General features: G+C 38.6%; 18 protein-coding genes and 1 tRNA gene. 6 read left to right on the top strand and 13 right to left on the bottom strand.

Annotated elements, in window-relative coordinates; genetic code table 11:
- Positions 1-4: 4 nt before the first annotated feature.
- The 3 genes from I6E80_RS11400 to I6E80_RS11410 all read right to left on the bottom strand — a co-directional run bounded on the left by I6E80_RS11400 (position 5) and on the right by I6E80_RS11410 (position 1,984).
- Positions 5-772 (bottom strand): class II aldolase/adducin family protein, encoded by a 768-nt coding sequence (locus I6E80_RS11400; RefSeq protein WP_024600211.1) that lies wholly within the window; start codon positions 770-772, stop codon positions 5-7.
- Positions 773-937: 165 nt separating this feature from the next.
- Positions 938-1,261, bottom strand: a complete 324-nt coding sequence (locus I6E80_RS11405) for a c-type cytochrome (RefSeq protein ID WP_024600212.1) — start codon at positions 1,259-1,261, stop codon at positions 938-940.
- A gap of 183 nt (positions 1,262-1,444) precedes the next feature.
- Positions 1,445-1,984, bottom strand: a complete 540-nt coding sequence (locus tag I6E80_RS11410) for a DUF2058 domain-containing protein (protein WP_002957867.1) — start codon at positions 1,982-1,984, stop codon at positions 1,445-1,447.
- 198 nt (positions 1,985-2,182) lie between these two features.
- Here I6E80_RS11410 and I6E80_RS11415 point away from each other — a divergent pair, with 198 nt between their 5' ends.
- Entirely contained in the window at positions 2,183-3,331 is a 1,149-nt protein-coding gene (locus tag I6E80_RS11415) for an MFS transporter (RefSeq protein WP_197185587.1), read from the top strand.
- Here the strand turns inward: I6E80_RS11415 and I6E80_RS11420 are convergent.
- Positions 3,298-3,798, bottom strand: a complete 501-nt coding sequence (locus tag I6E80_RS11420; RefSeq protein WP_024605614.1) for a prolyl-tRNA synthetase associated domain-containing protein — start codon at positions 3,796-3,798, stop codon at positions 3,298-3,300. The two genes, I6E80_RS11415 and I6E80_RS11420, sit on opposite strands and share 34 nt — an antisense overlap.
- A gap of 1 nt (position 3,799) precedes the next feature.
- Positions 3,800-4,195: a hypothetical protein gene (locus I6E80_RS11425; RefSeq protein WP_024600215.1), complete on the bottom strand. Its 396-nt coding sequence runs from the start codon at positions 4,193-4,195 to the stop codon at positions 3,800-3,802.
- A 166-nt stretch (positions 4,196-4,361) separates the two neighbouring features.
- On the opposite strand from I6E80_RS11425, the gene I6E80_RS11430 reads away from it, so the two are divergent.
- From I6E80_RS11430 to I6E80_RS11445, 4 genes are all read left to right on the top strand, one after another.
- A tRNA-Ala gene (locus I6E80_RS11430) sits at positions 4,362-4,437 on the top strand.
- A gap of 179 nt (positions 4,438-4,616) precedes the next feature.
- Positions 4,617-5,879 carry a PotD/PotF family extracellular solute-binding protein gene (locus I6E80_RS11435; protein WP_024600216.1) on the top strand — a complete coding sequence of 421 codons (1,263 nt, stop codon included), beginning with the start codon at positions 4,617-4,619 and terminating at the stop codon, positions 5,877-5,879.
- Entirely contained in the window at positions 5,879-9,097 is a 3,219-nt protein-coding gene (locus I6E80_RS11440; protein WP_197185588.1) for an ATP-binding protein, read from the top strand. The genes I6E80_RS11435 and I6E80_RS11440 overlap by 1 nt, the downstream gene beginning before the upstream one ends.
- Before the next feature lie 59 nt (positions 9,098-9,156).
- Positions 9,157-11,364, top strand: coding sequence for an EAL domain-containing protein (locus I6E80_RS11445; protein WP_197185589.1), 2,208 nt, complete (start codon positions 9,157-9,159; stop codon positions 11,362-11,364).
- A gap of 71 nt (positions 11,365-11,435) precedes the next feature.
- Here the strand turns inward: I6E80_RS11445 and I6E80_RS11450 are convergent, their stop codons facing one another.
- The gene (locus I6E80_RS11450) at positions 11,436-12,683 is read right to left on the bottom strand and encodes a glutamate-5-semialdehyde dehydrogenase (protein ID WP_024600219.1); all 1,248 of its coding nucleotides are present in this window, start codon (positions 12,681-12,683) and stop codon (positions 11,436-11,438) included.
- Positions 12,680-13,786: a glutamate 5-kinase gene (gene proB / locus I6E80_RS11455; RefSeq protein ID WP_024600220.1), complete on the bottom strand. Its 1,107-nt coding sequence runs from the start codon at positions 13,784-13,786 to the stop codon at positions 12,680-12,682. The genes I6E80_RS11450 and proB overlap by 4 nt, the downstream gene beginning before the upstream one ends.
- An 870-nt stretch (positions 13,787-14,656) precedes the next feature.
- On the opposite strand from proB, the gene I6E80_RS11460 reads away from it, so the two are divergent.
- Complete coding sequence (locus I6E80_RS11460) at positions 14,657-16,504, top strand: sodium:proton antiporter (protein ID WP_007586413.1); 1,848 nt, start codon at positions 14,657-14,659, stop codon at positions 16,502-16,504.
- A 71-nt stretch (positions 16,505-16,575) separates the two neighbouring features.
- Here the strand turns inward: I6E80_RS11460 and I6E80_RS11465 are convergent, their stop codons facing one another.
- From I6E80_RS11465 to hfq, 6 genes are all read right to left on the bottom strand, one after another.
- Entirely contained in the window at positions 16,576-17,214 is a 639-nt protein-coding gene (locus I6E80_RS11465) for a tetratricopeptide repeat protein (RefSeq protein ID WP_024600221.1), read from the bottom strand.
- A 111-nt stretch (positions 17,215-17,325) separates the two neighbouring features.
- Positions 17,326-18,639 carry an adenylosuccinate synthase gene (locus I6E80_RS11470; protein WP_024600222.1) on the bottom strand — a complete coding sequence of 438 codons (1,314 nt, stop codon included), beginning with the start codon at positions 18,637-18,639 and terminating at the stop codon, positions 17,326-17,328.
- 214 nt (positions 18,640-18,853) lie between these two features.
- The gene (hflC, locus tag I6E80_RS11475; RefSeq protein ID WP_002957880.1) at positions 18,854-19,732 is read right to left on the bottom strand and encodes a protease modulator HflC; all 879 of its coding nucleotides are present in this window, start codon (positions 19,730-19,732) and stop codon (positions 18,854-18,856) included.
- A gap of 5 nt (positions 19,733-19,737) precedes the next feature.
- Positions 19,738-20,907 carry an FtsH protease activity modulator HflK gene (gene hflK, locus I6E80_RS11480; protein ID WP_170072248.1) on the bottom strand — a complete coding sequence of 390 codons (1,170 nt, stop codon included), beginning with the start codon at positions 20,905-20,907 and terminating at the stop codon, positions 19,738-19,740.
- A gap of 100 nt (positions 20,908-21,007) precedes the next feature.
- Complete coding sequence (hflX, locus tag I6E80_RS11485; RefSeq protein ID WP_024600223.1) at positions 21,008-22,297, bottom strand: ribosome rescue GTPase HflX; 1,290 nt, start codon at positions 22,295-22,297, stop codon at positions 21,008-21,010.
- 15 nt (positions 22,298-22,312) lie between these two features.
- The gene (gene hfq, locus I6E80_RS11490) at positions 22,313-22,576 is read right to left on the bottom strand and encodes an RNA chaperone Hfq (RefSeq protein ID WP_024590569.1); all 264 of its coding nucleotides are present in this window, start codon (positions 22,574-22,576) and stop codon (positions 22,313-22,315) included.
- Between the last annotated feature and the right edge of the window lie 17 nt (positions 22,577-22,593).

The raw sequence follows: 22,593 nt of genomic DNA on the forward strand, positions 1-22,593 counted from the left end.
TGGGTTATTTTGCAAAACTAGGGTCAAGTCGATACGCTTTACGTAACATCGCAGGCCACGCAAGTTGCCCGCCAGTGCTGCCACTGTGTACTACATTTGCTTGATTATAAATATTGTCGATTATAGGTTGCGGTACTTCAATAACCTCTTGCGAGCTTGATTGTAGCGCTAATTGAATTTCACACGCTCGCTGTAAATCATAAAAGCGCATAAACGCATCGCCTACCGTTGGACCTACCGTTAAGCCACCGTGATTTACCAATAACATATGGTTAGTGCTGCCTAAATCATCTTGCAGCACTTTTCGCTCGTCGTCGTTTACCGCAAGCCCTTCGTAACCATGATAAGAAAGCGATGGCAGTGAAAACATTGAATACTGGCTAAGCGGTAATAAACCATTTTTTTGTGTAGCAACAGCGATTGTTTCTTTAGTATGAAGGTGAATAACACAATGAGCGTCTTCGCGTACCTCATGAATCGCACTGTGAATAGTAAAACCAGCTGGATTAATACTAAATGGCGTATCGTCAATAATGTTACCGTCTAAGTCGACCTTTACTAAATTAGAGGCAGTTACTTCATCAAAGGTTAAACCAAACGCATTCACTAGGTAGTGATCGGTGCCAGGCAAACGTGCTGATAAATGCGTATAGATTAAATCCCCCCAACGAAAGTGCTCTACCAGTCTATAACATGCGGCTAAATCAACACGAAGTTGCCACTCTTGTGCTGATACTTTATTTTTTAAATTGAGTTGGGGTAAATCAAACATAATAAGCCTTTTAAAAACGTACATTACTAACCTGCACGAACAGATGTTTAGAAGTCTAAAGCAGTCTCTATTTTATAGCAAACACCAAACAAAACAGCCACACTATTGTGTGGCTGTTTGTAAAACTAAAATACCAATTGCATTAAAATGGTATAGCTGCGTAAATTATTTTACGTTAGCTAGGTAATCTGCAATTGCTTCAAACTCTTCATCAGTTACCGTTGCAACCATTGCTTTCATAGCCATGGTCATACCGTTATTACGTGCACCTGATTTGATGTCTTTCATTTGCGCTACTAAGTAGTCTTTGTTTTGACCGTTTAGCTTAGGATACATACCCATAATTGGTGCTTTACCTTCAGCGCCATGACAAGTTTGACAATTTTTAGCGGTATAAAGTGTGGCGCCATCGGCCGCTGCTGCATTAAACGAGAAGCTTGCGGCTAAAGTAATACCCGCGCCTAATAGTAGTGTTTTCATCTTGCTCATTGTATTTACTCTTCTTTTTTGACGGTTAGAAAAACTGTTCTATTGATTGTAGTAAACAATCAAATAAAAAGCATACGTACGAAACGACGCTAGACGATCAACTTAACCAAAAACCGCTAACTCGTTTCTGTCTCACTTTTATATACTTTAGCAAATAAAAATGAGCTTACCCTTAATAAACTATTACCACACTATATCATCTGGTACTTCAAAGTCTGCGTACGGGTCATCTTCATCTTTTGGTTTGTTTTCAGGCTCTACATGAAAAACAATATACTTTTCGTCAACTTCTGCCACTTTGCGTGCTGGTTCGTCGTCTAATACGTAAAATTGCCCTTCTAGTACACAAATAGCTAAACGACCGCCCGATAACGCTTTTTGCGTTTTCTCGTTCACGTCGATATTTTTTACTTTGTTTTGATAAGTAAAATTAAATGTGCGCTCACCACGAATAGCGTCTTGGTTGTGGTGCTCTAAAATTTGTTTAACACGCGCTTCTTGTTCGCGCTGCTTTAAGCTCACTTGGCGTGTTTGGTTAAGCTCTTCAGCTTTTTTTTGCTGCTCTAGCTTGGTTTGTTGAATATGCTTTTGCAGATCACTTGGGTTGCTAGTAGCCCCTTTCTTTTGCTTTTTTTGTTGCTTACGCTTTTCTGATTTAGCAACTTTAGCATTATGCGATGTTGTTAATCCTGCTTGAAGCAATTGGTCTTGTAATGAACCCATGGCTTTGTTCCACTAAAAACTAATATTATCGCTATTTTAATCACCAACGAGTTCAAATAACAGCGCTATCGACATTAATCTAGCAAACTAGTTAAAACAAACCATGATATGACGCAAAGAGCATGGTTTTAATTATCAATTAAAAACAATTTTTAATACAATACCAGACAACCAATCAGCAAATGTATAAGCCATATAATGCGTTTACCTCATCTACTCGTTTGCTCGGTATTTATATTTTTTGTACTTTATGCACCACAACCTCTACTTAGTCTTTTTGCGAGCGAATTTAATATAGCCCCTGCGGTAGCTGGCAGCTTAATGACTGCAACTATGTTGCCCTTAGCCATTGCCCCGCTCGTTTACGGTTTATTTTTAGCAAAAATAAATCCACTACTTATATTACGTATTGCAATGGTGCTTTTAGGCCTTAGCTGCTTACTTTTTATTTATGTACCTAGCTTTGAGCTTTTATTATTAGTCCGATTTTTACAAGGTTTAACGCTCCCTGCAGCTTTAACCGCAATGACTAGCTATATAGGTATGAGTTATAGCGCTGATACACTTCAAAAAAATATGACCCTATATATTGGTAGCAGCATAGTTGGTGGTTACTTTGGTCGTGTGCTCGCAGCTTTGTTTAGCGACTTATGGAATTGGCAGAGCTTTTATTACGTAATTGCTTTTATGCTTATTTTTTTAGCTTTAACAATCAAACATTCTCAATTTTCGAACCCAGCAACAAAGTCTCAGCTTTCACCACTGGACTACATTAAACAGCTTAAAGAAGGCGCTGTACTTAAAGTTTACGGTGCCGTTTTTTGTATGTTTTTTTGCTTTGCTGCACTACTTAATTACTTACCGTTTATATTGCAAAATACGTTTTTAATTACCAATACTCGTGACATAGGTTTAGTTTACAGTGGTTATTTAGTTGGCGCGCTCGCCTCTATTGCTGCACCTTGGTTACTTAAAAAAGTCGCTTCGCCTTGGCATTTATTAACTGCGGTATTTAGTTTTTATAGTGTGAGTATTATTTTATTAATGAGCCACCAGCTTAGCTTATTTTTAATCGCATTTACTTTGTTTTGTGGTGCTATGTTTGTGATTCATTCAACTGCCGCACCACTCGTTAATAAAATAAGTAAAGCCCCGCCAAGTGTAACCAATGGTGGATATGTATCGTTTTATTACAGTGGTGGTGCATTGGGGTCGTTATTACCCGGTGTGGTATACCAACATCATGGGCAAACAGCGTTTATGTTTACGCTACTTGCGGTTTGCTTATGTGGTTTATCGTTAATTATGTGGGCTTATTTCGAGGGTAAAAATACAACGCGCGGTTGATGCTTTGTGTGATTAAAAAATGCTTCTAAATCAGCTTTACTAATCAACCATGTTTGGGTGTTTTCAAACGGATGACAATGAAACAAATCACCACCCCAAATATCTTGATCGACCCATAAGCTCACTTCGTTTTGCTTATCATTTAAAAGAGCCAACATAGATACACACCCAGGAGCCACTTTTAAATACGTTGCTAAGCGCTCACTCGATGCAAACCCTAAACGCGAAAGCCCTTGTTGCTTTGATAGTGCCTTTAAATCAAGTTGCTTATTGTGCGCGGTAATAACTAAAAAGTGTCGCTTACCTTCATTATCGCGTAAAAATAGGTTTTTAAGACGAGTACCAGGACGCTCAATCATAAACTCATCAGCTGCTAAGCTAGTATGTAGCGGCGGATGCTCTATTCCATCATAGTTAATATCTAGGTGCGCTAAAAGCTCTGCTAACTTAGTTTTATCCGCATACATATTACAAACAACGCCCTCTTAATTGCACGCTTAGGTCTCGCCATAAAACTTCACTTACTTCGTGTTTATTATCGCAATACTGACGCTCTTTTAACTCTTCGTTTAATAACTCAACAGCTTGATCTTCTAACTGCAATTTTAAAACACTCGATTCTTCAAAATGCTCTTGTTCAATATACTGCTTAACCTCACCACGGCTTGGTCTCTTGTTTGGACCACGGTCTAAGTTAAAGTTTTCACGATGCTTAGCTTTTACCGAAACAACATAAGCAAAAAGTTTATTGCCTTGATCATCTTGCTTTTCGTGAAACTGTTTATTATTTATTTCAAAAGGCGGCTCATCATTCGAGGCACAACCAGCGAGTAAAACCATAAGCGCCAGAACACATTTTTTCATTGTTTTTTATCGTTTTAGTTTTGAATTAAGCCGAGTCTAACAAAAATTGACGAAAACGGTGAAAATTTACGAAAAAATACTTGACCAAATTTATAAAAAAACTTAAAGTTCGTCCCGCTTGGAACTCAGCAGTCAAGCAGTTACATTATATGTAATTTAGGAATGTGGGGCTATAGCTCAGCTGGGAGAGCGCCTGCCTTGCACGCAGGAGGTCAGCAGTTCGATCCTGCTTAGCTCCACCACTTTCCTACTCCTTTTCAAATTCGTTCTACTCTTCTATTTTTCCATTGTTTTTATTATTTTTTGATACCCTACTATTCTAATTTTTCATTCTATATAATTTTAAATTTATCCATTCAACTTGTGTCTTTACAAGTTCTTAGCTATACATAATGTCACACATTAATACTTTAGGCTTAACATGGACAACCCTAAGCGTTCAACGCTAAAAAAGCTAGCTGCTATAGGTTTAACAGCTGGTGCGATAACACATGCGCCTTATGTTTTTGCCCGAAAAAAAGTCACATTAAGAGTACTTGGTACTCATGTAACACTCCAAGAGGCTATCCGCAAGCAAGCGATGAGTGACTTAGGTATTAATATAGAATTTACTCCAGCAGGCAGCGCTGCTGTTTTGCAAAAGGCATCAATGGACCCTAGCTCCTTTGATTTATACGAACAGTGGTCAAACAGCATTAATGTGCTTTGGGATGCAGGTTCTATTCAGCCAATAGAAAAAAAGCGACTCACCTACTTTAACGAGATAAATCCACTCACTAAAACGGGAAAACTAACCGAAACTGCAAGTATTGGTGCAGGTGATGCCCCCTATAAATTATTAAATGTTCAACCCGATGGCACATTAAGCGCTCAAGAAAGCGATCATATTAGCTTTTTGCCTTATGTGCATAATGTTGACTCTTTTGGTTACAACACCGACTTTATTAAGCCCGGTATAGCATACGAAACAGAAAGCTGGAGTTGGCTGCTTGATGACGAGAACCGAGGTAAAGTAGCCATTGTAAATGCGCCTACCATTGGATTATTTGACCTAGCCCTAGCAGCACAAAGCAAAGGGCTTATAAAGTTTAACGATATAGGTGCAATGACCCGCCCAGAACTTGATAGATTGTTTAGTATATTACTCGACTTTAAACGCCAAGGTCATTTTAGTGGCTATTGGAACTCGGTCCCTGAATCGATTGAGTTTATGAAAAGTAAGCGTGCCCATATAGAAAGTATGTTTTCGCCTGCCGTCTCTGCGTTAAACAGTCAAAATATTAATGTTCGTTTTGCCGCGCCAAAAGAAGGCTACCGAGGATGGCATGGTGTTATGTGTTTATCGTCACAAACACAAAGTAGCGTAAAAGATGCAGCTTACGACTATATGAATTGGTGGCTTTCAGGCTGGCCTGGTGCATTTATTGCTCGCCAAGGTTATTACATTAGTAACCCACAACGCTCTAAACTACTTCTATCTCAGGCCGAATGGGATTACTGGTACGGTGGAAAAGCAACAAACATAGATTTATTAAATACAAATGGCGACGTAGCAGTAAAAGCGGGTGAGCAACGTAATGGCGGTAGTTACCATAAACGCTTTAGCAATGTAGCAGTATGGAACACCGTTATGCCAACCTATGACTACAGTCTACAAAAATGGTATGAGTTGATTAGCCGATAATGATAATAAATTCAATTAAATCAAAAATAATATTAGCTTTGTGTCCGCTGATTGGATTACTTCTTTTGCAAAGTTACTTGTTTAACTATTCGCAAACGACCTTACTAAACTTGCAAAAGTCGCAGCATAACGCGCTTATTCAAAGTGAAGCTGTGAATCACTTAGAAAACGATATTATCTCTTTGCAAGCGTATGCAGTCTCATTTATTGACAATGCAAATGAAAATACGATTACCAAATTTAATTTTTATTTAAATAAAGCAAATCTAAACCTTAAGCAACTAAAAACAAATACTCTACACCATCCCCTTGAATACAAAAACTCATTAATACGCCTTGGCGAGTATTTAAGTAACTACCAAGATACATTTGGCCAAGTTGTCGTAAACAGACAAAAACGCGAACATCTTTACAATACTCAGTTCAAACAGCCTATTGATGACTTACAAGTAACAATTAGTAATTTAGAGGAGTCTTCAAGCGACAGTAACAAGGTTATTTTCAACGATGTTTTACTCACAATAAGTAATTTACAACACGCAATTATAAGCTACCTCTATAAACCTAATTTTGATGAAGCACAAAATGTAAAACAAAACCTAAATCACTTACATAAAAAACTAACGAGCACCTCTGTACTAAATGAATCCCTCTCCAATAAAACAACAAGCTTAAAACAAGCTTATAACAAACTTGTATTACTCACCCGCAGCTACACTTTTTCTGTAAATGTTGTACTAACAGGCATAGAAAACGAATTGCTGTATTTAACAAATGAAATTAAAAATATAGAAAAAAACAAACTAACTGAAACAGAAGAGCAACTAAGTAATCACTTAACAAAAAACACAGAGCAGGCAAATATATTTGCCGTTTTAATTATGTTAATCATTTTGTTTTTAAGCTATTTTATTTTCAGATCAGTTATAAAACCGATTACTCAGCTCACTTTACTACTTAAAGATATGAATAACGAAAAGCCAGTAACTATTTCAAATAACAACCAAAATCAAACAGAAATAGCATCGGTAATAAAAGCCGCTAACGCTTTGTATCTAAAAAACAAGCAAACCAAAGAACTGCTCAACGAAACTCGTGTATTAAATACCCAAATGGAAGCAATGAATGCCGACCTAACGAGTGCTATGGAGCAAACTGATAAAGCCAATAAAACAAAAATAGATTTTGTAGCCAACATGAGTCATGAGCTTCGCACCCCAATGAATGGCATATTGGGCATGTTGCAACTGTTACAAAGCAGCGAGCTTCCTTTAAGACAAAAACACTATGCAGACAAAGCTTTTTCAAGCGCTCAAAATTTATTACAGATTTTAAATAATATTCTAGATTTTTCTAAACTAGAATCGGAAAAAGTCCAGTTAGAGAAAATTCCATTTACCTTACATACTATTGTTTCTAACGTACAAAACTTGTTCTCAACCAATGCAAAGCAAAAAGGTTTGTTATTAAACTTTACTTTGCATGTTGATGCAGGGCTTGAACTTATTGGCGATCCCATGCACTTAAGCCAAATAATAAATAACTGTGTAGGTAACGCAATTAAGTTTACTGAGCATGGTGAAATATCATTAATTATAGAAGCGACATCTCAACACGAAAAAACAATAAACCTTCGCTTTAGTATAAAAGACACCGGTATTGGGATGACCGAAGAGCAATCAAAAATTATATTCCAGTCTTTCTCGCAAGGTGATTCAAGCACAACAAGAAAGTATGGTGGAACCGGTTTAGGACTCACTATAAGCAAACAATTAACTAAACTGCTTGGCGGAGATATACAAGTAAGGAGCACGATTAATCAAGGTAGCGAGTTTTTCTTCACTCTACCTTTTACCTTATCTGAGCAGCAAAAACTTAAAAAACATGCCCTATTAATTAGCCCCGATAATGAGCAAATTAAAAAATTAATGGACTTGCTAAGTGATATAAATATAACTACAGAAACCACACAAGAACCATTAAGAGCCATTGCTAAAATGGCTCAACCTAATAGCCCATTTAGTATTGTAATAATGTCGATAAAACAAAAAGAGCTCAAAGATAACTTTATATTACAACAACTGTATGCTCAAAATAAAAATACTAATGAAAAATTGACGCTTATTTTATTGATTACTGATGAAGAGTCTCCTGAGCCAATTGCAAAAAATGAAAGTATAGACATTACAATTATTGGTAATAAGAATAGTGAAGTAGAAATTTTAAGGAAGCTTTCACCTGATAATTTTAAAGAAAAGCAATTAAGGCCTCATCCTAAATTCTCGGGTTTTAATGCATTGGTGGTTGACGATAATAAGATTAACCAAGAAATAGCTTCTGCCCTTTTAGCAAGGTTAGATATGGCCGTGATCATTGCTAATGATGGACATGATGCATTAGGTAAAGTAGAGACAAATGACATTGATATTATTTTTATGGATGTTCAGATGCCAGTTATGGACGGCTTAGAGGCAACAAGTATATTAAGAGAGCGGGGCTACAAAACTCCCATAATTGCAATTACAGCAGCCGCAGATCCTAATGATAAAAAAGCAGCGTTTAGAGCGGGTATGGATGACTTTTTAGTAAAACCAATTATTTTTGATGCTCTTTTCGAAAGTATAGAAAAACACCTACAAAGTAACAAACCATTAAATACAATTAATCTGCAGCTGGCAAAAGACAACGTAGAAAACAATGATGAATTGTTAGCTAAATTATTTACTCAGTTTGTCAACGATTACAATGACTTTTCAACTAAAGCTGATATATTAATCAAAAATGGAGAGTTAGAAAGCTTAATTCGACTAGTACATACACTTAAAGGATTGGCCGGAACATTAGGCTTGGAGCTACTGCAACAAAGCACGCAAAGTATTGAGAAAAACTTAATAGATGAGAAGAGTATTAACTTATCTAGCTTTAACGAGCAATTAACTCTTACACTTTTTGCTGTAAAACAATTTTTGATAGCTGACGGCTTTAAAAAAGAGCATAAGCAACTAAATCAGTTAGAAAACGAAGACTCGGTTATTGATAATATATACTCATTAGCATTAACAGCTCGCCCTGTACCTAGCAGTTTGATTAGACAGCTAGAAATGAATCAATATGATAGAGGGCACTCTTTATTTAAACTCAAAGAAGCAATTGATCATTTTAACTACGCGCTAGTGATTGAGCTTATTGATAAGTATAGAAACGATAATAAAAATTAGGCATAACCACTAACCTGAACTAGATTTAATATTGCAAAGAACGCAAAGAAGGATAGATAGTGCATTCAAATTATCTCGCAAACAGTAATGGATTAACCACAGAGAAAAAGCATAAACCTTTAATTCTTATTGTTGATGACGAACCTAGTAATTTACACGTATTAGTTGAAGGACTTTTAACTGATTACGATGTACGTATTTCGACTAGTGGCGAACAAGCATTAGTATTTGTTGAGTCAACTCGCCCTGACTTAATTTTATTAGACATAATGATGCCAGACATGGACGGCTACGAAGTATGCAATATACTCAAAACGAAACAAAATACTAAAGGGATCCCTGTTATATTTGTCACTGCGCTTACCGAAGAAGAGTCTGAAGAAAAAGGCTTTGCTATGGGCGCAATTGACTACATACACAAACCTTACAAGCTAGCGCTCGTTAGAGCACGTATCCGTACCCATATTACCGCACAGGGCATGCTTGATAGGCTTATAGAAAAAAACTTTGACCTACACGATAAGCTACTTGAAATAGAGTCACTGGCGAAAGAACTAAGCCAGCGTGAAGAAGAATTAAAAGAGCTCTCTTCAAAACAAAAGTTATTTTATCAAGCCCTAACGGGAACCGCCGATGGCGTTGTTATTACCGACAGTAACGGAAAAATTATTGCCGTAAACCCTTCATTTTGCCGCATTACTGGTTACTCTGAATCTGACTCCCTGCAAATGCAGTTGCACGACATTAAACAAAATAACCACCCTAGTATTAGCTTTGATCAAGTATGGGAGCATGCGAATCAAGCTGGATATTGGAGTGGAGAACTTGTAACCAGACGCAAAAATGGCGAGCTTTACCCTGAGCTACTAACTCTAAGTATGGTTAAAGGCGATCAAGATACTAATGTGCATTATATTGGTGTGTTTAGTGACATTTCGAGCGTTAAAGTAACACAAGAAAGAATTCACTACCTCACATGGCATGATGAGCTTACAGGTTTGCCAAACCGAAATGGCTTTTTAAAACAGTTAGAGCAGCAACTTCAGGTTTGTAGTACCGAAAATAGTTATGCCTATATTTATATTATTGACATAGACAGCTTCCACTCAATAAATGATGGATTAGGCCTACTTGCTGGCGATAACATTTTAAAAGAATTAACTAAACGAATTCATTCTAAGGTGAGTAAAAAAGATGTTATTGCTCGCTTAGGCAGTGATGAATTTGCAGTACTGTGTACAGTTGAAAAAGGCGTTGGCAGAGTTAGAGCCCAAGCTATGGCAGAAAATAAAGCTCAAGAGCTGCTTATAAGTGTAAACCATCCTTTTAAGGTAGGTGAGCAAGACGTTAGCTTAACGGTAAGTATTGGCACGTATATTTTTCCTCGAGAAGATCAGTGGGAAAGCGCTATTGAAACTATTCGTAACTGTGAGGCAGCTTGTTACAAGGCAAAAGAGAAAGGCGGTAATAGAGTTACCTTTTTTGATACTTCGTTTGGCGAGCAAGCAAAACGTCGTTTTGAAATAGAGCAAGATTTACGCAAAGCTATCTCAAATAATGAGCTATCCCTATATTTACAATCCCAATTTGATCGAAGCCAAACCCTTAAAGGGGCTGAGGTTTTATTAAGATGGGAGCATCCCCAAAAAGGCTTTATTAGCCCAGGTGAGTTTATATCTATAGCTGAAGAGTCAGATATAATTTATGACTTAGATTGCTGGGTAACTTCAAATGCACTTGAAATATTAGCGCAACTTAGTAAAACTCACCCTGAGTTAAATTTATCGATTAATATAAGCGGCAGGCACTTTCATGAAGCGCGTTTTTTAAGCTTTATTAGCCAACAAATAAAGCAACATAGCATTAATCCTCAGCAACTCACTATTGAGATAATTGAAGGGACATTGCTTAATCATATGGAAGCGGCTATTGAGGCTGTTCATTGTCTCAAGAAGCTAGGTATTAGGGTATCTATTGATGACTTTGGTACTGGGTATTCGAGTTTAACTTATCTAAAACAATTACCCATACAGGAGCTAAAAATTGACCGCTCTTTTGTATTGGAAGCACCGACTGATAATAACGATAAGTTAATTATTGATATGATTGTAAGCTTAGGCCGTTTATTCGAGTTAGAGATTGTAGCTGAAGGCGTAGAGAACCAATCCCACTTTGATTTATTGCAGGAATATCCAGAAGTTATTCTTCAAGGCTACTATTTACATAGACCTGAACCTGCAAGCGATTGGCTTGATAAATTAAAATAACCGTTACGTAATTTACAAACTAAAAAGCCGAGCATGAATATGCTCGGCTTTTTATAAACCTAAGTTTGCAGTTACTCGCGAACTTGGCCTACTCCATTAACTAAATACTTTTCTGTGGTCAGTGATTCAAGACCCATCGGACCGTACGCATGAAGCTTAGAGGTTGCTATACCAATCTCTGCACCTAAACCCAGTTGTGAGCCATCAGAAAAGCGAGATGATGTGTTAACCATTACTACAGAAGCGTCAACACTACGCTGGAATAACTCTGCAGCAGCAGCGTTCTTAGTACAAATCACTTCAGTATGGTTAGAACCAAACTGAGCAATATGATCCACAGCAGCGCTGAAAGTTGGCACCACACGAATAGCAATTTCAAGGTCTAGGTATTCTTCACCAAATTCGTTATCGGCTAACACAGTTGCATTATCAAAATATTTAGCTGCAAAGCTGTCGGCGTTTATTTTTACACCTTCTTGGCGTAATACAACTGCGCAAAGATTTAAAAACTCATCTGCAACATCTTGATGAACTACTAAGCCCTCAAGTGCATTACAAACACCCGTACGTTGCGTTTTACCGTTAAGTAGTAAGTTAAGCGCAATTTCAAGATCAGCATCTTTATCTACATATAGATGACAAACGCCTTTGTAATGCTGAATTACCGGGATCGTACTGTTTTCGGTAACAAAGTTAATTAAGCCTTCACCGCCACGTGGAATTATTAAATCAATGCTTTCACGTTGCTGCATCAATTCCATTAATAGTGCACGGTCTGGATCTGGGATCACTGAAATAAGTGATACTGGTAAGTTATGCTTTTCAAGTACGCTGTGCATTACACTTGCGATAGCTTGCGAACTTTTAAGTGCTTCTTTACCGCCACGTAAAATAACGCCATTACCTGATTTAAAACACAATGCGCCAGCGTCTGCTGTTACATTTGGGCGTGCTTCATAAATCATACACACAACGCCAAGAGGTACGCGCATTTTACGAATTTTAATGCCATTTGGACGCTCTGTGATATCACGTAGCTGACCAACAGGATCATCTAGGCTTACTATTACTTCAATGCCTTCTGCCATTGCTTCAATGCGCTCATCGTTTAGCGTTAAGCGGTCTATCATTGAGGCTGCTAAGTTATTGTCGCGTGCTGCGCTTAGGTCACTCTCGTTTTCTTTGATTATAAATGCTTTTTGCTCTCTTAGTGCCGCTGCCATTTCAACTAGTACTTGATTTTTAGTCTCGGTGTCGAGTAAAGCAAGTGTATGGGCAGCTTTAGCTGTCTGGCGTGAAATGTCCGTAATTAAGCTCATGACTTCTCCAATAATGCGATATGTTTTTCAGATATAACTGGTCCAATTGAATCCTGCATTTTTTCGCTGAATTCACTCTGTTCGTTGTCTGCAATAAAGTTTAACAAACAGCTACTATAATTTGCGGTCGCTTTAGCTAAACGCGTACCGTCTTCACTACGTACTAAAATAGTATCACCAACAGCAAATTCACCATGGACTTCCATGATTTCATCACCACGAATACAACCACTTTCCCCTTCCAGGGATTCATCAAATGATCCATCAACAACAACTTCACCTTGCTCGTTTGCTGTGTGTGTCATCCAATGCACAGAATCCTGCATCGGTTTTTCGTACGGTAAAAATACGCTACCAGGATTTTCCCCAGCCAGCAATTTCGTAAATGTTTCTTCTTTAAAGCCGTTTATAATATAAGTTGCTATACCATGTGACGTTGCTTTTTCTGCCGCTTCTATTTTAGTTTTCATACCACCAGTACCAACGGCGCTTGTAGCACATCCTGCCATAGCATAAATAGATTCATCAATTGATTTTATTTCAGGCAGTAGCACCGCATCATCATGCAAGTTAGGGTTTTTATCATATAACCCGTCAACATCTGAGAATATTAATAAAGCATCGGCGTCGGCAGCTGCTGCAACCATTGCTGATAAGTTATCGTTATCACCCACTCTTAAGTCGTCGGTAGTTACAGCATCATTTTCATTAATGATAGGAAGAACACCATGCTCAAGTAAAGTAAACACTGTTTCACGAATACTTTGGTAACGCTCGCGATCACGTAAATCGCCGTGCGTTAATAATAGCTGCGCAGATGGAAAGTCAAAAAAGCGGTCCCACATGGCGATCATTTCTGTTTGACCTGCTGCTGCCATTGCTTTTTTCATCACCACAGAACGAGGTTTGTCTGAAGGGAATAAATGCGCTCCAGCCGCTACAGAACCCGATGATACTAAAATCACCTCGATTCCACGGGCACGACAACGAACAATGAACTGTGCGATGGTTAATATGTAACGCGAACGGCAGCCATCTTGATCTGGTGCAATTAATGCACTACCTACTTTAAGTACGATACGTCGCCAATTTAACTTTTGCATAAATGCTCAACTTTCCATTTTATCTGCGCTCATCTTAATTAGACGAGCTAAAACTAAGTAGCTAGGTTTAAAACATAGCTTCGAATTTTGCTTTTCATTTAGGCAACACTTTTTTACACACACGCAAAAACCATATCTAAAACAAGAAGCTTAGATTTGAGGTCAAGTATAAAGTAGTAACAACCCAATAATATTGAGCAGCACTAATCAAAAAATTTAAAAGTGTTGTTTATACATCGCTGTAAAAAGCTGTGTGTGGCTTTTTTATTAACAACATGCATAGAGCCTCTAAAGTCTGATACACCAACAGATAGGGTGAAGACCAAAGGACCGAGATTTAACCGCCACGATGGGGGTTAAACATTGAAAGTAATAGTTCAACTCAAACCTTTATTTACTTAAATAATTAAATAAACTTGTTTGGCAAAACCATACCAAGAATTCGGCAAATGATATTTTTTAATGTTCGAACACTAGAAACATTACTAACTCCTGATTATAAAGATTAAAAATGACGTTAAGATTAACAAGTCTGTTTTATCTTCAATAAACTTCGTTAGATGACTAATTATTAGAACACGAAGCATAATACACTAAATACCCCTTTAAAATCAAGGTTAAAAATCGAACTAGATTATTACAAAGCACTCACATTTTTTATATTGTTATTAAAATTCAATAAATCAAACAATTAATACACATTAAAATAAGCTGGCTAAGCTCTCGTTAAATGATTTAAGCGTACTAATCTTTTATAAGCAGCTAAAATTGATTAGTAATATTTGAGTTTCCGGTGTATACCCCTGTATTAATAATTAACAAAAGTTATACTTTCTAAACATATCGTCATAAATAAGGAATTCTTAATCTATGTCAGCAATTTACATAGCCGGTATCGCACTTTGCTCTGTGCTTGCCCAATGGGTCGCGTGGGCTTTTAGAGTACCCGCTATTCTTTTTTTATTGCTTACTGGTCTTTTACTTGGACCATTTAGCGGTGTTTTAGACCCTGATGCGCTTTTAGGTGATTTACTGTTTCCAGTAGTATCTCTAAGCGTTGCCATCATTTTATTTGAAGGTTCCTTAACTCTGCATTTCAGGGAATTAAAAGGGATAGGAAAAGTCGTAAGAAATCTCTGCTCAATCGGTATGCTTACTACCTGTATTATTATTAGCCTTAGCGCCTACTGGTTGCTTGAGCTTAATTGGCGTGTAGCTGCAGTATTGGGCGCAGTGCTAGTTGTAACAGGCCCTACCGTTATAGCACCGTTATTAAACTCAATGCGCCCAACACAAGATATAGACCGCATACTTCGCTGGGAAGGTATTGTAATAGACCCTATTGGCGCATTATTTGCTGTATTGGTATTTGAAGCCGTAATGCTTGTAGGCCAAGGCGAAGTATTTAGTCATACTATTATTGCTTTAGTTAAAACCCTAGGTGTTGGTTTAAGTATTGGTGTTGCCGCTGGTTGGCTAACAACACTATTAATGCGTCGCGAGTGGCTGCCATTTGAATTACATAAGTTTGGGATTTTAGCGCTAGTGCTTATTAGTTTTTCTGTATCAAACTATTTAAGCCATGAATCAGGTTTATTGGCAGTGACTGTATTTGGTATTTGGCTTGCGAACCAAGACGATTTAGAAATAGATTCTGTACTTGAGTTCAAAGAAGACTTGTCGATGATATTAATATCAACGCTGTTTATTTTACTTGCAGCACGCTTACAGCTTTCTGATTTGATGATGCTCGACAGCGACGTATTTATATTTTTAGCTATTGTGCTTTTTGTTGCACGCCCACTGTGTATTGCTATTTCGACTTTTGGCACTGACCTACCAATGAAGTCTCGCTTGGTACTTGCTTGGATTGCTCCTCGGGGTATAGTTGCCGCAGCCGTTGGGTCGGTATTTGCACTAAGTATGATGGAAGCTGGCGTTGCTGATGCTGAAAAAATGGTGCCACTCATATTTACAGTGATCATCATTACGGTTGTACTGCAAAGCTTAACAGCCATTCCTGTTGCTAAGCTATTAGGTGTTCGCCAACCATCACCAAACACAATATTAATTATTGGTGCGAACCATGTATCACGTGCAATTGGGCGTGGCTTACAAGAGCAGAATATTCCGGTTCACCTTTCAGATCCTGCATGGGAAAACTGCAGAATGGCACGTATGGATGGCTTAGCTTGTTATTACGGTAACCCACAGTCAGAGCATGCTGAACGCTATTTACCTCTGACAACTATTCGCAGTGTCTTAGCGCTATCGCCAAATCGTCATCATAATGCGCTAGGCGTTCAATACTTTTCGCATTTACTTAATGAAAAAAATGTATTCTCGCTTCGCTCATCAACGTCGCATGCTAAAGCAAATAAAGACAGCGCAACGTTTTTATCCAGACAAATACTGTTTGGCGACGAAGGTTCATATGCACGTTTGAGCAGTATTATAGCTAAAGGCGGTAAGGTTAGTTCAACACGTATCTCGGATGAGTTTAGCTGGGAGCAATACCTAGAAATGAACCCTGAGGCTATCCCTTTATTTATTCTTAAAGGTGATAAAGACAGCGACGACGATACGCCAATTAAACTAAGACCATTTACAATCAACATGGAAAAACCGCCGCAAGAAGGCGAGCGTGTTGTTGCATTACAGCCGCCTAAAATGTCGGTTTTAAAAGACCCGCAAACAAAGGCTAAAGAAGAAAGTTAAACACTTTTACTACCTGTAAAAACTCAAAAAACCCTAACTTAAAAAGTTAGGGTTTTGTTTTTTAAGGGCCATTAAATAGGAAGACGAGCTCGCGCAACCACACTATCTGGCATTTTTTGCGCTAACTTAGTCAACGCTCGCTCAATTTTTTTATGAGTCGATTTATCTGCCACCATAGAATTAAATAGCCAACGATAGGCATCTTCAAAATCACGCGGGCTGCCATAGCCATCATTAAATAATTTAACTAAACGTAATTGTGCTTTTAAATTGCCTTGCGACGATGCCTCACGCAAATACGTAATTGCCATTGCTTTATCTTGCTGAACTAAACGCCCGGTGTCGTAGTAACGCCCCAATTGCTCTAGTGCTGCCGCTAAGCCTTGCTCAGCCGCTTTTCGCATGTAATACACACCTAACTCTACATTTCGGTCGACACATACGTTATAAGCCAGCATATCGCCATACAAAAACTGATAAGACGGCAATGCCATTTTATTGGCTCGTGCTTCTATATCTTGTACCAACTGGCAATCATCTGCCTTTACGCGCGCTAAATGCGTGTTTTTATTTATTAACGCAATTAGCTCAGATTCTGTATACAGCGGTACGGCTGCTGGACTTTCCGTAGCTAAGCTATTGGTTGATATAAATAAAGCTAATGAAATAAATGAAAGCTTTAATACGCAATTACGAGAAAATAAATGCATGTTCACCACTTTTAAAAATAAACCTACTAAATAGTATACAAAGATCGTTCCAAGGTGAATTTTAGATATAAAAAAAGCTGCACTAAGCAGCTTTTTTCAATCTAATAGTAATTACGCAAACGGGTTGCGAAGTACCATAGTTTCTACACGGTCTGGACCTGTAGAGATAATATCAATCGGAACACCCGTAATTTCTTCAATACGCTTGATGTAGTCAATCGCCGCTTTTGGTAAACCGTCTAGGCTTGTTACACCAACAGTGTTTTCTGACCAACCTGGCATTTCTTCGTATACTGGCGTTACTTTATCGTAACCTTCTGCTGCTAATGGCGTTATGTTAGTAACAGTGCCATCTTCAAGCTTATAACCAGTACAGATTTTAAGTGTTTCTAAGCCATCTAAAACATCAAGCTTAGTTAAACAAAAACCTGAAATACTGTTGATTTGAACTGCACGGCGCATAGCCACTGCATCTAACCAACCAGTACGACGAAGTCGACCTGTTGTTGCGCCAAATTCATGACCTTTATCACCTAAGTGCTTACCTACTGGATCTTGTTTTTCAAGACCATCGTAAAGCTCTGTAGGGAAAGGACCTGAACCAACACGTGTCGTGTACGCTTTAATAATACCTAAAACGTAATCAAGGTTTAGTGGACCAAAACCAGCACCAGTAGCAACGCCACCGGCAGTTGTGTTTGAAGATGTTACATAAGGGTAAGTACCGTGATCGATATCAAGTAATGTACCTTGTGCACCTTCAAATAAAATGTTTTCGCCTGCTAAACGCGTTTGATCTAAAAGCTCAGTTACATCTACAACCATTGCTTTTAAGATATCTGCAACAGCCATTGCATCATCAAACGTTTTTTGAAAATCTACAGCATCTACTTTGTAGTAGTTAACTAAAGTGAAGTTATGGTACTCAAGAACTTCTTTTAATTTAGCTGCAAAAACTTCAGGATTAAATAAATCACCTACGCGTAAACCACGGCGCGCCACTTTATCTTCGTACGCTGGACCGATACCACGACCAGTTGTACCAATTGGCTTATCGCCACGAGCAGTTTCGCGGGCTACATCTAATGCAACATGGAAAGGCAAGATTAGTGGACATGCTTCACTTATTAAAAGACGCTCGCGTACTGGTACGCCACGTTCTTCAAGCATGCCAATTTCTCTCATTAGCGCTTCTGGTGATAAAACTACACCATTACCAATCACACATTTAACATTGTCACGTAATACACCCGATGGAATAAGGTGTAGAACCGTCTTTTCACCTTCGATAACTAAAGTATGACCCGCATTGTGGCCACCTTGATAACGAACTACTAAAGATGCTTTGTCTGTAAGGAGATCAACTACCTTACCCTTTCCTTCGTCACCCCATTGGGTGCCTAATACAACAACGTTTTTACCCATCGTAAATTCACTTAGAGAAAATTAGGACGAGATTTTACCAGAAAACTAAAGTAAAGATCACCCCTGTTCAGCTTATTTTTTCTGCGCGTAACTGTTCTACCGAAATATCAGCTAATAACCACATAAATAACAGTGATTTATGATTACAAATAGCATTTAACAAAAAGCCCCGCAAATGCGAGGCTTTTTAACTTTTAAATAATTAAGGTAAAGCTTATTGAGCTTTAGCACCTTTCATATATTGAAAGAAGTCGCTATCTGGTGAAAGCACCATAACGTCTTGCTTATCTTTAAAAGTCTTTTTATAAGCTTCAAGCGAGCGCACAAAACTAAAGAACTCAGGGTCTTTGTTATACGCATTAGCATAAATACCAGCAGCGTCAGCATCACCTTGACCACGTACAGAACGCGCATTACGCTCCGCGTCAGCAAGCATTACTGTTACACGACGGTCAACACCCGCACGAATGGTCTCAGCTTTTTCCTGACCTTCAGAACGGTGCTCTTTTGCAACAGCAGTACGCTCAGCGCGCATACGTTGGTAAATAGAGCTACTTACTTCTTGTGGTAGGTTAATTTGCTTAACACGTACGTCTAGTACTTCAATACCAAGCTCACGCGCACTTTCAGAAGCTTGTACTAACGCTTCTTCCATCAATTCGCTACGCTCACCCGATACAATTTCACGAATTGTACGTGTACCAAAGTTTGTACGAAGACCATTATTTACTTTTTGTTTAAGTAGCGTTTCAGCGTATTGCTTATCGCCACGTGCACGTAAGTAAAAAGCGCTAAAGTCGTTAACACGCCATTTTACAAACGAATCAACAATTAAGTCTTTTTTCTCACTAGTAACAAAACGGTCTGGCGCACCATCTAGCGTTTGAATACGTGCATCAATGCGACGTACTTGGCTAAAAAATGGTACCTTAAATTGTAGGCCTGGACCATATACAATCGCTTTGTCGTCGCTATCTTTTTGTACTTTACTGAATAACATTACAATTGCTTTTTGCCCTTCAGGTACAACAAATACCGATGAGAAAGACATAACAATGGCAGCTAATAGTATTACTAAACTAAAGTTTTTCATTATGATTATCTCCCATCATTAAAGCGGTCGTTGTTAAAGCGGTCATTGCCACTGTTAACAGAGCTATTACGCGACGTATTTACTTTATTACGTAAATCTTGAATATCACTAGAGCTTGGAAGTGCAACACGTGTTGCTGTCCCTTGCTTATCCATAATCTTATCAAGAGGTAAATAAAGCATGTTATTACCGCCTTTAACATCAACCAATATTTTAGAACTACTGCCTAGCACTTCTTCCATTGCATCAATGTATAAGCGCTCACGAGTAACTTCTTTAGCTGCTTGATATTCAGGTAATAGCTTTTCAAAGCGAGCTACCTCACCTTGTGCTTCTAATGTTATACGCTCTTGGTAACCTTCAGCTTCTTGAGTCATACGCGTTACTTGACCACGAGCACGAGGCTCAATTTCACGAGCATATGCTTCTGCTTCACGGATGAAACGTTCTTCATCTTCTTGTGCAGCAATCGCATCATCAAATGCATCTTTAACTTCAGTTGGCGGACGAGAGTCTTTAAAGTTCACGTCAGTAACAATTAAACCTAAGTTATATGGTTCGATAATCTTATTAAGCTCATCCCATGTATTTTGACGAACAACCTCACGGCCATTAGTTAATACTTGGTCCATTTTTGCATGGCCCACAACATAACGTAGTGCACTGTCTAGCGCTTCTTCTAAGCTACTATCAGCGTTGGTTACGCTAAACTCATAAAGATATGGGTCAATAACACGGTATTGCACCTGAAACTCTACGCTCACTACGTTTTCGTCTTCAGTAAGCATAAAACCAGAAGCCGATAGTGAACGAACTGCTTCAATATCTACTGGGATTACCGTTTCGATGAAAGTCATTTTCCAACGCAGGCCGGGATCAGCAATTCGGTCATATTTACCAAATTGTAGAACCACACCACGCTCGGCTTCTTTAACCGTATAAATACCACTTAACGCCCATACAATAACGGCGATAATAAGTATGAATGAAATACCGGCTCCGCCAAGTCCGCCGCCGCTACCATTGCCAGGTTTTTTCCCGCCAAATAAGCCGCCGAACTTGTTACTAAACTTGCGGAACACCTCGTCTAAATCAGGTGGGCCTTGATCACGTCCGCCTTTATTATTCCACGGATCTTTGTCATTGCCATTATTACCCGGTTCATTCCAGGCCATAGCTATACTCCATTGTTATCTAAATAAATTAGGAAATTGTGTTAAATCTAACAAATCTACCGCGTTTCTCATACAAAAACCGACATTAAAACGTCAATTTTTAATTACGGTAGATAAAACCAGCAATTTCAGGACCAAATTCTTTAATTAAACGATTCCACTCAACCATAGGCATTCTAACATCTAACAGCCAATTACCTTGCTCATCAAAGCGTTCTTCATGTACTGCATTTAAACTAAACAATGCAGCTCTTAGGCGACCATACAATGGCGTAAGAAATAATGTTTCGTTAAACATCTTCTTAGCAAGTAGTTCACTAATAGCCTCACTAAGTAATTCACACCCTTCACCAGTCTGAGCGCTAAGCCACACTCTTATAGGTTGGCCTTCGTCATCTCGATCAATACGTGGGCTTACGTTATCCAGCGCATCAATTTTATTATAAATTAATAGCTGTGGTACTTCATCGGCTTCAATTTCTTTAAGCACCGATTGTACTTGTTCAATATTTTCTTGAAGACGAGAGTCTGCTGCGTCAATTACATGTAATTGTAAATCAGCTTCACGAGTTTCAGTTAGCGTTGCTTTAAAAGCAGCAACTAAGTCGTGCGGTAAATGACGAATAAAGCCCACTGTATCAGCTAAGATAACAGGACCAACATCACCTAATTCAAGCTTACGTAGAGTCGGGTCAAGTGTTGCAAACAACTGATCGGCCGCGTATACATCTGAATTCGTAATTCGATTAAATAATGTAGATTTACCCGCATTAGTATAGCCAACTAACGATACCGTAGGTATTTCATTACGAGTACGAGCTCGCCTACCTTGTTCGCGTTGCACTGCTACTTTAGCTAAACGCGCACGAATATTTTGAATACGGGCACGAAGTAATCGCCTATCGGTTTCAAGTTGGGTTTCACCAGGTCCACGTAAACCAATCCCGCCTTTTTGGCGTTCAAGATGGGTCCAGCCACGAATTAATCGAGTCGACATATGGCGAAGTTGTGCCAATTCAACCTGCAGCTTACCTTCATGGGTACGTGCACGTTGGGCAAAAATATCAAGAATTAGCGTCGTTCTATCAAGCACACGACACTGACAAACACGCTCTAAATTACGCTCTTGTGACGGCCTGAGTTGATGATTGAAAATTACGACATCTGCATTGTGGATTTTAACAATCTCAGCTATTTCTTCTGCTTTACCGGTACCGACGAATAGTTTCGGATGTGGTGCTTGACGGCTGCCTTGCACAACCGCCAAACTACTAACACCAGCAGAAGATACCAACATCTCTAATTCATGAAGATCTTCACGATCCCCTTCTTTAGGTAGGTCGATATGAACTAAAATTGCCTGTTCGCCGGATTCATAGCGGTCAAACAAACATTATGCTCCTAATTAAAAGTTACCAGCTTCTGGCTCTTCAGTTTCTTCACTCCCTTGAACTGCTTGGAAGTTAACTGCGCGAGCAGGGACAACTGTTGAAATTGCATGCTTATAAACCATTTGATTTACGGTGTTCTCTAGTAAAATAACAAATTGGTCAAATGACTGAATTTTGCCTTGTAATTTTATGCCATTTACCAAAAAGATTGATACTGGAATGCGCTCACGTCGTAGTGCATTCAAAAATGGGTCTTGTAACGATTGGCCTTTTGCCATGTTATTGTTCCTTCGTT

The sequence above is a fragment of the Pseudoalteromonas sp. NSLLW218 genome (genome assembly GCF_015864775.1).
Taxonomy (GTDB): Bacteria; Pseudomonadota; Gammaproteobacteria; order Enterobacterales; family Alteromonadaceae; genus Pseudoalteromonas.